Origin of the sequence: Neobacillus niacini NBRC 15566, assembly GCF_001591505.1 — a bacterium.
Taxonomy (GTDB): domain Bacteria; phylum Bacillota; class Bacilli; order Bacillales; family Cytobacillaceae; genus Neobacillus; species Neobacillus niacini.
In genome coordinates, this window is the sequence record NZ_BCVA01000039.1 from 1 (window position 1) to 12207 (window position 12207).

Genomic DNA, 12207 nt, shown 5'->3' on the forward strand with positions numbered 1-12207 from the left:
TAGAAGAAGAGAAATGTCCTTCAGCAGGTTGAGACAAATTTCCTATTGGGTGAAATTACTAGAAACGATATGATAGAATTAACTAATTTTTACAAGAGGGGGAAGGAGAGAATGAAGAAGGGATTCCATTTCAACATCCAAACGAAAATGATTGCAGGCTATGTATTCATTTTGGTTTGCTTAGTCGTCTCCCTGCTGATCATCATGGATCGGATGTCGGCTCTGCAAAAAGAGATTGATTTCATATCGCAGCATGATATAGAGGTTCACAATTTGGCAAATCAGATTCAAAAAAATGTCTTAGATATAGAAACAGGTATGAGAGGCTATGTCATTACAGGTAATGTGGAGTATCTCGAGCCTTACAATATAGCTAGCCGAAACTGGCTCGACAACTACAATACACTTCATTCCCTGCTGGGGGATAATGGGACGCAGCAGCGGCGTTTAGAAGAAATGAAACCGCTGATACTAAACTGGATTACCGGTTCTGCCGAATATGCTGTCAATCAAAAAAAGGAAAATAACCAGGCGGCATTAGACGAGTATTTTAATAAGAACAAAGGTAAAAAAATGACAGACGAACTCCGGGCACATTTTGAGTCCTTCCTTGAAAATCAAAAGGACATGACAAATAAGCGTGTGGAGAAGTTGAATCAGGAGAATAACAATTTAAAAATCTCGTTGTATGGCCTTATCATAGTGGTAACCTTGATTACGATTGCTACTGCGGTATTCCTGTCCAATTCAATTGTCAACACGATTAAGCAGGTTGTTCGGACTATTAAAAGTGTTACAGATTCAAGGGAGACCGAAGTGGACCTTTCCACTAGAATTGAGGTCAACACATATGATGAAACCCGGGAACTCGCGGAAGCGATGAACGAACTTCTCAGCAATCTTGAGAAACATAATTGGATTCAGAAAAGCGTAGCGGAAATCTCAACCATGTACCAAGGAATGACAGACCTGACAGAATTAACACATGCCTTTATCTCCAAGATTACTCCTATGCTTGGAGGTGTCTATGGTGTGGTTTACCTGCGCAGGAATCAAGGAAGCGAAGTTCGTTACGTGAAAGAGGCTGGTTATGCCATTGTTTCAAAGGAAAGGACTGCGGAGAGTTTCCGGTTAGGAGAAGGGTTAATTGGCCAGGCAGCAATGGATAAAAGAATTTTCCTGATCGATAAGCTGCCAGAGGAACATTTTAAAGTGGCGTCGGGGTTAGGTCAATCTTCACCAAAGAATCTTTTGGTTGCGCCCATTTTAGTAGATGGCAGGGTAGAAGCAGTAGTGGAGTTCGCTTCGTTTCAACCGTTTATGTCGCAGCATCTTACTTTATTGGACTTGCTTCAAGATAAGTTCGGTTCTGCGATTACCAATGTGGCCGGACGGATGGAGGTAGAAAGGCTGCTAGGGGAATCACAGGTGTTAACTGAAGAGCTCCAGGCGCAATCAGAGGAACTTCAAGCCCAATCTGAAGAATTGCAAATGCAGCAGGAACAATTGCGGATTACCAATGAATATTTAGAAGAACAGAAGCAGTACGCTGAACAAAGGGCGTACGACCTGAAAAAAGCGAAGGATGAACTAGAAGACTATTCAAGGAAACTGCAGATGAGCTCGCAGTATAAAACGGATTTCCTTGCGAATATGTCACACGAGCTGCGCACGCCATTAAACAGTATTCTGATTCTGTCGCAAATGCTGATGGAAAATGAAGAGGAATTGGATGGATCAGAAGTGAAGGAGTCCTCCCGTGTTATTTACACAGCAGGAAGTGACTTACTGCGGTTAATTGATGATATTCTTGATTTATCAAAAATTGAAGCAGGAAAAATTGAAATTTTAACAGATGAAGTTAACGTAACGGAAATTCCACAAATGATGAAGAACATGTTTGCCCCTGTTGCCGCCAAAAAGAATCTGACCTTTAAGGTGCATACAGATTCAAATGTACCTTCTGTGATCACGACAGACGGGCAGCGTTTGCAGCAAATTTGGAAGAATTTATTATCCAATGCTTTTAAGTTTACGGAACAAGGTTCTGTAACAGTAAGTATTGAACTAGCTGAAAGAGAAAAGGTTGAGGAACATTTGCCTGGCTTGGATGAAGAGGAATTGGTGCTGGCCATCTCTGTGAGTGATACAGGAATTGGAATTGCTCGGGAGAAACAGCAAATTATCTTCGAGGCGTTTCAACAGGTGGATGGTACAACCAATCGGCAGTATGGCGGGACTGGTTTAGGGTTATCGATATGCCGTGAGTTTACCCGTTTGCTTGGCGGTGCGATTACGCTTCAAAGTGAGCCGCAAAAAGGAAGTACGTTTACACTATATGTTCCTTGCAGTCTGGAGTCTATGGAATATTCCCTTCCGTTTGATTCACAACAGGCGCTCGAGGAAGTGGCTGCAAGTGTGAGCGGAATGACGGAGGAACAGGAAATGTCCATAGAGGAGGAAGAAACGCCTGAGGAAGAAGAAGCGACAGATGACCGGTTTTTTAAAGGAAAGAAAGTCCTGTTGGTAGAAGATGATCGCCGGAATGTATTTGCACTTGTTACTGCTCTAGAGAAGAAGGGTGTGAAGGTCCAAGTTGCGGAAAACGGCAAGCGGGCGATCGAATTTTTACAAGAACAGGGAGACTTTGACCTCGTTTTCATGGATATCATGATGCCGGTGATGGGCGGCTATGAAGCGATGAAAATGATCAGGCAGGAGTTGGAGTTGGAAAGACTGCCGATTATAGCGCTCACGGCCAAGGCAATGAAAGGTGAACGTGACAAGTGTATGGAAGCCGGTGCTTCCGATTATATTATGAAACCATTAAATATCAATCAGTTATTCTCGTTAATGCGGGTATGGCTGACCGAGCAGGTGAATGAAGATTGAACGAAACAACCAGAGAGATCGTAACAAATATCAATCTACTAGAGCCAAATGAGCTTCAGGAAATCGAAATTAAATTGCTGCTTGAGGGCTTATATCAAATGTATGGATATGACTTTCGGGGCTATGTCCGCGGTTCGATTGGCAGGAGGATACTGAACCGGATGAAAGCGGAGAGGCTGCCAACCATTACTGCTTTATTGGAAAAAGTGCTCCATGAACCGGGGGTTCTGGAGCGGCTGTTAAATGATTTTTCTATTCGGATGACGGAAATGTACCGAGACCCTAGTTTTTTTGCCGCATTTCGGAATGAAGTGGTGCCTTTACTTCGGGAGCTTCCGGAGATTAGAATATGGCATGCGGGCTGCGCTACGGGTGAGGAGGTTTACTCGATGGCGATCCTGCTGCAGGAGGAAGACCTTTGGAAAAAAGCGAAAATCTACGCAACCGACATGAATGAAAAAGCTTTGATGGCTGCAGAAAAGGGAGCGTTCCCGCTAAAAAAGATGCAGCAATATACGAAAAATTACTTGAAAGCGGGTGGGAAAATGGCGTTTTCAGAGTACTATTCCACGGACCACCAGTTTGCTTATTTTTCGCCCAACTTGACCGAGAAACTCACCTTTGCTCAGCACAATTTGGTGAGTGACAGCTCGTTTAACGAATTTCATGTAATACTATGCCGCAATGTCATGATCTATTTTGATAACACCCTGCAGCAGCAGGTTCATGGCCTATTCTATGATAGCCTTGCTGACGGTGGATTCATTGGTCTAGGAAGTAAAGAATCGATCTTAGGTATGCCGAAGGGTATGAAGTATGTAGAATTTAATTCAAGTGAAAAGATTTATCGGAAAAAAGTAGATGCCTGAGCGTAGTCAGGCATCTTTTTTATGTTTGATAGAGTGCTTGGAAGGGTATTTCAATGTTAAAAGACTGTGAGGGAACAGGATGAAAATAAGAATCGAGATTTTCTTTGTCATAATGATGGTTTTCTTCTGCTGGATGGTTCTTTTTACAAGATTCCCTTTTTGGTGGAAAGCAATCGGTATGGGGGTGTATGCAGCGATTATACTTTACAGTGTAGGAGAGTTATGGCTGCAGAATCGTCCAGTACCGAGAACTCTTTTATGGACATGCTTGTTAATTTTACTGCCGGTTGCAGGCTATATTTTCTACATATATTCGGGGCAAATGCTATTTAAAGGGGAACTTTTTCAAAGCAAGCGTGCAAGTGACCGCGAGTTGTTCGAGGCACTCGGAAAACGCAAGCGGCCTAATGTGCTCTCCGCGCTCAATGATCACCAACGAGGTTTTGTCAGCTATCTCGAACGAGTGACGTTAACCAACCAAAGCCAGAATACGAGGACCAAAATTTTGCAAAACGGGGAAATAACCTTTCTTGAGGTGAAACAGAAGTTAAAGGAAGCGAAGGACTTTATTCATTTAGAGTATTATATTTTTCGTTATGATCGGCTGGGGCAGGAGCTGATGGAGATATTGACTGCTAAAGTAAAGGAAGGAGTAGAAGTCAGGCTGATATACGACGCATTTGGAAGTTTTGCCCTTTCCGAACAGGATAAAAGGAAAATGGCGGAATCCGGGATTCAGATTCAACCTTTTCTGCCGCTGATATCCGGTTGGTTTACGCAAAAGTTTAATTTTCGTAATCATCGAAAAATTATTGTGATCGACGGAAAAATTGGATTTGTCGGCGGGTTGAATGTGGGAGTGGAATACCTTGGTGAGGATGAAAGGTTTGGTTTTTGGTGTGATACGCATGTGTTGCTGGAAGGGGAAGCCGTCCAGACACTACATGCCGTTTTTTTATTAGATTGGAAATATGTTTGCGGAGAAGCTTTGTTTGAAGACTCCCGCTACCTGCAGCCAGTTTCTTTAGCAGGGAATGGTCTCGTCCACGTGGTCGCTACTGGACCCGAAACTCGAGACATGGGGGATCACTTTTATGCGATGATTTCGAGTGCAACCGAATCGATTTGGATTGCGACTCCCTACTTTATTCCAAGCCAGACTATTATGACTGCGCTTCGGGTAGCCGCAAAAAAGGGCATTCAAGTGAGGCTCATGGTGCCTGAGAGCAATGATAGTTTTCTAACCCAATATGCCACCCAATCTTACTTTCCCGACCTTCTTCGTGCTGGAATTGAGATTTACACTTACCAAAAAGGCTTCTTACATAAAAAAGTAATCATTGTTGATGGCGACATGGCCACGATTGGAACCGCGAATATGGACCAGCGCAGTTTTCATTTGAATTTTGAAGTGAATTTGTTTTTAACAGACACTGACAGCATTGACGACCTTGTGAGTCATTTTGAAGAGGATCTTAAGGAATGCAAGCGGGTAAGGCCGGTTGCCTTTTACAAGAGGGGAATAGGGGTTAAATGGAAGGAATCTTTTTCGCGGTTGTTTTCGGGGGTGCTTTAGTTTGTGGCGGATTTCTTTGGGGAGTCCGCTGATTCCTTTGGTGAGTGGGGTACCTGCCAAAATGTGGTCTTTATCTGCGGATTTTGTTTGCTTACCTGCATAGAATGCTGTTTACCTGCATTTTTCCTTAGTTTATCTGCCTAATAAGTTGAGTGACCAAACTCGACATTGAAAAAGCCAGGCTGCGGCCTGGCCTTAGGTATTATATTTTCCTATATTTGGATATTTGTCTCGGAATTAAGCGTTGCTTTTAGAATGGGGCGTGTTTTTTTAGTTCCCTTTTTTATAGAGAATTCTTTTACCTGCCAAAATGTGTTCTTTATCTGCGGATTTTGTTTGCTTACCTGCATTTTTTCTTAGTTTATCTGCCTAATAAGTTGAGTGACCAAACTCGACATTGAAAAAGCCAGGCTGCGACCTGGCTTAGGTATTGTATTTTTCTATATTTGAATATTTATCTCAGAATTAAGCGTTGCTTTAAGAATGGGGCTTGTTTTTTAGTTCCCCTTTTTATAGAGAATTCTTTTATCTGCCAAAATGTGTTCTTCACCTGCGGATCCCAGAAGCTTACCTGCCATTTTCACCCATTAACCTGCCAAATTCCTTAGTTTATCTGCCTAACCAATTCAGCGGCCATCAACCCTAAAACCCTCGAGCTGCAACCTAACCCTGATTCTATACAGCAAAAAAGAAGACTGCATCCTATGCAGTCTTCTTTTGGTCTATATTACGCTTTTCGTCTAATCATTTTCAAGATGACGCTCAGGATTAGAACAAAGACAATGGCGCCGAGAAGGGCTGGTAAGATATAAAACCCTCCAATGACAGGTCCCCAGCCGCCTAAAGCGGATCCAATCCAGGCACCGATGAACCCTGCAATAATATTACCAATTACTCCACCTGGAACATCACGCCCCAGAATAAGTCCGGCCAACCAGCCGATAATTCCTCCAATAATTAATGACCAAATAAATCCCATGAAAATCTCTCCTTTCTGTTTTTCATCAAGCTATGGTTAGTAAATACCCGGTATCACATCAGTTAAACCTAGTAGTGAAAAAACTTATTACGATTTTGCGCCAAACGCTCCTTTACACTCGTCTCGGGTGTGTTCATTCGTGTTTCCAAGTAACGCTGACAAACCTTTAATTCAAAGGATAATCGATTAAATGCTTCCTGATCCCGCTCATCCAGACACTGATCGATTCTTCGTTTTAACAAACTGATTTTTGTAATTAACTCTGCTTTATTCCTCATATTACCCCTCCAGTTATGCTTTTTTTTAACTGAAGGGTATATACCCCAATATTTAACCATTAAAACTAATGGAATTTTTAATAAATAGGTTTGGTGATGTGGTAGAGGGGTTATATAACTGGTACAAGCTGACACATCAGCTAGAAAAATAACACTTGAGGAGGAATCAACATGGAAAACGTAAAGATTGTGGAAAATGGAGTTCAGGCTAAAAAGGAAATCGCGGACTTTATGATGGAAGGGTTCACTAAGGATGAAATTTATCTATTCGCACATGACGAGGACCGTACAGAACATCTTACAGACGCACTGGAGATCAGCGCGGTTGGTGTTGGGGAGCAGGGAGTCTTTGAATCATTCGCCAATGTATTTCGTTCTAGGGGAGATGAACTGCGTGCGAAGTTAGAGTCACTGGGATTATCAGCCGCAGCGGCGGAGCGTTGTGAAGAACAAATGGATGATGGAAAAGTGGTTGTCGTCGCATCGAAAACGGCTTAACTAAAAAATAATGGGGTGAATAGTCATGAAAAAGTCCAGTCAGAGTATAGAAAGATTGGAAGGTATGCGTAAACGGGCAAGGCATAATAATAGAGATAGTCAGTCACTCATGCAATATTTTAATAAACCGATTATTCACAAGGAGATACATGGGGACCGAGTTTACGTTCCGTTAAGAATCAGCAGGATTTGGAATGGAATCTAAACGTCCACATTACTTATTAACTGCCTAAACACTGATTGATCACACATAAACAGTGTTTAGGCAGTTAATGCGTTAAAAGTTTGCTATAATAGAAACGAAACCTTTCAGGTTTTCATCCGTCAGTATTATATGCACCTACTTTATGCATAAAATTTATGCATAAAAGTGGATTTTTGCATAAATGGTGACAGGCACCGGAGGGGGATTATGGAGAATTTTGGGCAGATTGCTTTGTTGAGTATTTTTTCGCATTTGGTATTTATTGCGCTGGCGTGGTGGGCGCTGCAGTCGATTCGTTTGGATAAGCTGCTGAAACCGAATCATGTTTTTCAAGCGCGATTATTGTATATATTGTTGGCGATTATTATTGGCTCGACGGTTAGTAACTTTTTCCTAGACTATCTTTCATGGTCAAGGCAGCTGCCGTTAATTTTACAATACATACACAATTGGTAAAAATTTAGGTCTTCGTACATGTATCTTTTTTGAGAAAAATTGAGTACAATTCATTTTGTGTGAAAAAATGTGCAATCTTCAAGAAAAAGTTAACAACTTAGAAAATAGATGGATACATGTTTTAGCAAAAATGAGATTACCAATGCAAAAACTAGAACCTGTCTAATGCAGGAATGAGGTAATCTTCAAAAAGATCTTCTGTATCAAAAAGCTTGTCCAAAAGTGTCGACATTTCCCAAGTATGCTATTCCTCCCCTTGGTAACAATGGTAGTAAGGGGGAGAGTAGAGATGAAGAGAAAAACAAAGGTACTTTTTAGCATAAGTCTTATGATAATGGTTGGTTTGATCGCGGTGCTTGGCAGTCGGTTAACGGCAGCCAGCGGTGAGCTTGATTTGGTAAAAATCGCTGACGCTTTTCAAACAGAAGATATTTTGCTCGAAGAATGGTCGTTTTATGCAAGGGAGCATTTGGTTGACCTGACTACAGAGAAAGAAGTGCAGGGCTATGTAAAGGAGCTTCAGCAAAAGTTTCCTGATTGGGATTGGTCCACAAGTAAGACCAGCGAAAAATGGGAAGTAACAGCAGTATCTCCAACTTCTAAACACCACACAGAAATGCTTCAATTGATGGCAACCCACACAAAACAACCTGTTAATGCGTATATAGTATATAGGGTCAGCGGTAATGAGTGGAATAAGGAGATGGAGTCCTTTTTCACGAAGAATCAAGTCAAAAATAGGCTATCTGACATATTTCGAGGAAATCCAACAATTTTCTCTGGTATGAAGGGCAGCATCAGTGATAAGATGGATAAAGCTGTTCCGACTATGACAAGTGAGTTAATGGAAATTTTTGATGCAAAAGAAATCGAAGCGTTAAAAGAGGATAATTTCATGTCTGTATCGGCGAACTCGCCAATGTTTTCAAACTCCATAGCGCGGGACATGAATTTACAAATTGGGATACGCTCCGAAGGATTGGGCGCAAAGACTACCATTGTAGTTGGCACACCAATCATTACGATTGAATATTAATATAGAGAAAATGGACGCGGAGGGGAATACTCTTGGAAAAGATCATCGTCCGCGGCGGAAAAAGGCTATATGGAACCGTGAAAGTAGAAGGCGCAAAAAATGCGGTCCTGCCTGTACTCGCTGCCACATTATTAGCAAGTGACGGAAAAAGTGTAATTCGTGATGTACCTACACTCTCCGATGTATACACAATTAATGAAGTTTTGCGCAACTTGAATGCGGAAGTTGCCTTTGACAATAATACAGTTGTCGTTGATGCATCTAGAGTGTTGAAAGAAGAAGCGCCGTTTGAATATGTTCGTAAAATGCGTGCATCTGTCCTCGTGATGGGTTCTTTATTAGCGCGCAATGGCCGTGCTCGTGTAGCCCTGCCAGGCGGATGTGCGATTGGTTCTAGACCGATTGATCAGCACCTTAAAGGTTTTGAAGCGATGGGCGCAAAGGTAAAAGTAGGAAATGGATTTATCGAAGCGGAGGTTGATGGCCGCTTAAAGGGTGCAAAAATCTACTTGGATTTCCCAAGTGTGGGTGCAACAGAAAATATTATGATGGCGGCGACGTTAGCAAAAGGTACGACCGTCATTGAGAACGTAGCGAAGGAACCGGAAATCGTTGACCTAGCGAACTTCTTGAATAAAATGGGCGCAAATGTCCGAGGCGCAGGCACGGGCACTCTTCGTATTGAAGGTGTCGATGTATTATTTGGTACAGACCATAACATCATTCCTGACCGTATCGAAGCTGGAACTTTCATGGTTGCTGGTGCCATTACGGGCGGAAATGTCCTTGTTCAAGGCGCTGTTCCTGAACACCTTTCTTCTTTGATTGCAAAAATGGAAGAAATGGGCGTTACCATTATTGAGGAAGGTGATGGCGTTCGCGTCATCGGTCCTGAAAAACTTAAAGCTGTTGATATTAAAACGATGCCGCATCCTGGCTTCCCTACAGATATGCAATCACAAATGATGGCGCTCCTGCTTTGTGCAGAAGGCACATCGATGATCACAGAAACGGTGTTCGAAAACCGCTTCATGCATGTAGAGGAATTCCGCCGGATGAATGCTGATATTAAGATTGAAGGGCGTTCTGTGATATTAAACGGACCTTCAAACTTACAAGGTGCTGAAGTAACATCTACAGACCTTCGTGCAGCAGCCGCATTAATTTTAACAGGGTTGGTTTCTGATGGTAATACACGCGTTACGGAATTAAAACATTTAGATCGTGGATATGTAAACTTCCATGGAAAATTAGCAGCTTTAGGCGCGGATATCGAACGTGTCAAAGAGGCGGAAGAAGCTTTCACAGAAGTGGAAAGCTTCATTACGGATATGAACGCATAAAATAACGAGCCGAAGAGCGTATCTAGTGAGATGCATTCTTCGGTTTTTTATTATGTATATTAGTTTTCTGAATATTCTAGAATCTATTTTTAGTCATAAATGCTTGTCCCCCTCCATATGATGGAATGAGAAAGCAACCCAAGAAGGGTGCGCAAATTTCATAATTGGAGGCTCCTACATGAAAAAATTCAAACCACTCATCCTACTAGCGTCATTCTTATTTGCCCTCACCTTACTCATTCCAGCCATTTTAGTATTGCCTTTTGGGGATGGAAAGGTCAGCGGTAAATTAGGTGAAGACCTATCCAACAAAGCCCCAAATACCGAAAATACCTCTACAGCAGACGCAGCAGTGGAAGTGGCCGTTTACCGCTCTTCCATCGGACAAATCGATAACGTTCCACTAGAAGATTACCTGGTTGGGGTAGTGGCAGCTGAAATGCCTGTTGAATTCAAGGAGGAAGCTTTGAAGGCACAAGCCCTGACAGCTAGAACTTATATCGTAAAAAAAATGCTTAGTGATGACAAGATTGGAGTTCCAGAAGGCGCACAGGTGACGGATACGCAAATCCACCAGGTTTATCTCAGTGAAGCACAAATGAGAAACAACTGGGGAATGGAATTTGAATCGAACTACGCAAAGATCCTTTCAGCCGTTCGCGCTACGAGTGGCCAAATCTTAACCTATGACGGTCAGGCTATCGACGCCTCTTTCTTCTCCACCAGCAATGGCTACACCGAAAACTCCGAGGACTATTGGAACAACGAAATGCCTTACTTGCGCAGCGTATCAAGCCCATGGGACAAAAACTCTCCAAAATTTAATTCTGTGAAAGAAGTTACCGTCAAACAATTTGAATCGGCCCTCGGCGTTAAGGTCGGTACGAGCGGGACGATTGGAAAAATTGTTGAGCGTACTGCTGGGAAGCGGGTCGCGAAGGTTGACTTTAATGGGAAGGTCCTGAGCGGGAAGGAAATTCGAGAAAAATTGGATTTGAGGTCGTCGGACTTTGATTGGGAACGGAAAGGAAACAGCATTGTGATTACCACCCGCGGCTTCGGGCATGGCGTTGGCATGAGCCAGTATGGCGCAAACGGCATGGCTGCTGCCGGGAAGGATTATCAAGAGATTGTAAAGCATTACTATCAGGGTGTTGAGGTGACCTCAGCGGATAGTATGATTGCGACGATTACGGCGCAGAAATAAGTTTTGGAAGCCAGGCCTCATGGGGGTCTGGTTTTTTTATGTGGTGTTGTAGCGGTTGGGGTGGCGGCGGGGGCTGAATTTGTTAGGCAGGTAAACTGAGGGAAAATGCAGGTAAGATTGAATCTATGCAGGTAAGTAAATAAAATCCGCAGGTAAGGAACATATTTTGGCAGGTAGGGGATTTTTAATATAAAGAGGTATTTAAAATGCGCACCTGAATCTGTGATTTATGCGTAATTTTGAGATTTATATCCAAATATTGGGAATTTAAATACCTGAGCCAGGCCGCGGCCTGGCTATTTCAGTGTTAGTTGTGGGTGGCCTATTAGTCAGGCAGATAAACAAAGCAAAAATGCAGGTAAAATGAAATCTATGCAGGTAAGCAAATAAAATCCGCAGGTAAGGAACATATTTTGGCAGGTAGAGGATTTTCATATAAAGAGGTAAATCAAAAAAGCGCACCTGAATCAGTTATTTATGCGTAATTTTGAGGTTAGTATCCAAATTTTGGGTATTTAAATACCTGAGCCAGGCCGCGGCCTGGCTATTTCAATGTTGGGGGTGGGCGGCTGAATTAGTTAGGCAGATAAACAAAGCGAAAATGCAGGTAAAAAGGAATCTATGCAGGTAAGCAAATAAGATCCACAGGTAAGGAACATATTTTGGCAGGTAGAGGATTTTCGTATAAAGAGGTAACTAAAACAGCGCACCTGACTTCAGGATTTATGCGTAATATTGAGATTTTTATCTAAAAATTGGTTATTTAAATACCCAAGCCCGCCGCAGCCTAGCTATTTCAATGCATGCCAGAGCGGCCTAATTAGTCAGGCAGATAAACAAAGCAAAAATGCAGGTAAAAAGAAATCCA

11 protein-coding genes are annotated in these 12207 nt (G+C 42.5%); 9 read left to right on the top strand and 2 right to left on the bottom strand.

Annotated features, from left to right (window positions below; genetic code table 11):
* Window positions 1-111 precede the first annotated feature (111 nt).
* The 3 genes from BANA01_RS21910 to cls all read left to right on the top strand — a co-directional run bounded on the left by BANA01_RS21910 (window position 112) and on the right by cls (window position 5337).
* Window positions 112-2892 carry a CHASE3 domain-containing protein gene (locus tag BANA01_RS21910; RefSeq protein ID WP_082799627.1) on the top strand — a complete coding sequence of 927 codons (2781 nt, stop codon included), beginning with the start codon at window positions 112-114 and terminating at the stop codon, window positions 2890-2892.
* Window positions 2889-3761: a CheR family methyltransferase gene (locus tag BANA01_RS21915; protein WP_063254764.1), complete on the top strand. Its 873-nt coding sequence runs from the start codon at window positions 2889-2891 to the stop codon at window positions 3759-3761. Before BANA01_RS21910 ends, BANA01_RS21915 begins: the two co-directional genes overlap by 4 nt.
* A 79-nt stretch (window positions 3762-3840) precedes the next feature.
* Window positions 3841-5337 carry a cardiolipin synthase gene (gene cls, locus BANA01_RS21920; protein ID WP_063254765.1) on the top strand — a complete coding sequence of 499 codons (1497 nt, stop codon included), beginning with the start codon at window positions 3841-3843 and terminating at the stop codon, window positions 5335-5337.
* A gap of 727 nt (window positions 5338-6064) precedes the next feature.
* On the opposite strand, the gene BANA01_RS21925 is transcribed toward cls, so the two are convergent.
* Together BANA01_RS21925 and BANA01_RS29230 are read right to left on the bottom strand one after the other, a co-directional pair.
* A complete protein-coding gene (locus BANA01_RS21925; RefSeq protein WP_063254766.1) occupies window positions 6065-6316 on the bottom strand; it encodes a GlsB/YeaQ/YmgE family stress response membrane protein in 252 nt (83 codons plus the stop codon).
* A gap of 68 nt (window positions 6317-6384) precedes the next feature.
* Window positions 6385-6594, bottom strand: coding sequence for an IDEAL domain-containing protein (locus BANA01_RS29230; RefSeq protein WP_063254767.1), 210 nt, complete (start codon window positions 6592-6594; stop codon window positions 6385-6387).
* A gap of 171 nt (window positions 6595-6765) precedes the next feature.
* Here BANA01_RS29230 and BANA01_RS21935 point away from each other — a divergent pair, with 171 nt between their 5' ends.
* From BANA01_RS21935 to spoIID, 6 genes are all read left to right on the top strand, one after another.
* Entirely contained in the window at window positions 6766-7092 is a 327-nt protein-coding gene (locus tag BANA01_RS21935) for a YflT domain-containing protein (protein ID WP_063254768.1), read from the top strand.
* Window positions 7093-7117: 25 nt separating this feature from the next.
* Entirely contained in the window at window positions 7118-7297 is a 180-nt protein-coding gene (locus tag BANA01_RS21940; protein WP_063254769.1) for a hypothetical protein, read from the top strand.
* 204 nt (window positions 7298-7501) lie between these two features.
* On the top strand, window positions 7502-7753 hold the full coding sequence (locus BANA01_RS21945; protein ID WP_063254822.1) for a DUF1146 family protein: 252 nt from the start codon (window positions 7502-7504) through the stop codon (window positions 7751-7753).
* Between the two features lie 289 nt (window positions 7754-8042).
* Window positions 8043-8789, top strand: a complete 747-nt coding sequence (locus BANA01_RS21950) for a YwmB family TATA-box binding protein (RefSeq protein ID WP_063254770.1) — start codon at window positions 8043-8045, stop codon at window positions 8787-8789.
* A gap of 32 nt (window positions 8790-8821) precedes the next feature.
* Window positions 8822-10132 (top strand): UDP-N-acetylglucosamine 1-carboxyvinyltransferase, encoded by a 1311-nt coding sequence (murA, locus tag BANA01_RS21955; protein WP_063254771.1) that lies wholly within the window; start codon window positions 8822-8824, stop codon window positions 10130-10132.
* A 178-nt stretch (window positions 10133-10310) separates the two neighbouring features.
* Entirely contained in the window at window positions 10311-11339 is a 1029-nt protein-coding gene (gene spoIID, locus BANA01_RS21960) for a stage II sporulation protein D (protein ID WP_063254772.1), read from the top strand.
* The last annotated feature ends 868 nt before the right edge of the window (window positions 11340-12207 follow it).

Excerpts from the sequence above, each read along its gene's own strand:
- BANA01_RS21910 (WP_082799627.1), top strand. The coding sequence starts at position 112 with ATGAAGAAGGGATTCCATTTCAACATCCAAACGAAAATGATTGCAGGC.
- cls (WP_063254765.1), top strand. The coding sequence starts at position 3,841 with ATGAAAATAAGAATCGAGATTTTCTTTGTCATAATGATGGTTTTCTTC.
- BANA01_RS21925 (WP_063254766.1), bottom strand. The coding sequence starts at position 6,316 with ATGGGATTTATTTGGTCATTAATTATTGGAGGAATTATCGGCTGGTTG.
- BANA01_RS29230 (WP_063254767.1), bottom strand. The coding sequence starts at position 6,594 with ATGAGGAATAAAGCAGAGTTAATTACAAAAATCAGTTTGTTAAAACGA.
- BANA01_RS21935 (WP_063254768.1), top strand. The coding sequence starts at position 6,766 with ATGGAAAACGTAAAGATTGTGGAAAATGGAGTTCAGGCTAAAAAGGAA.
- BANA01_RS21940 (WP_063254769.1), top strand. The coding sequence starts at position 7,118 with ATGAAAAAGTCCAGTCAGAGTATAGAAAGATTGGAAGGTATGCGTAAA.
- BANA01_RS21950 (WP_063254770.1), top strand. The coding sequence starts at position 8,043 with ATGAAGAGAAAAACAAAGGTACTTTTTAGCATAAGTCTTATGATAATG.
- spoIID (WP_063254772.1), top strand. The coding sequence starts at position 10,311 with ATGAAAAAATTCAAACCACTCATCCTACTAGCGTCATTCTTATTTGCC.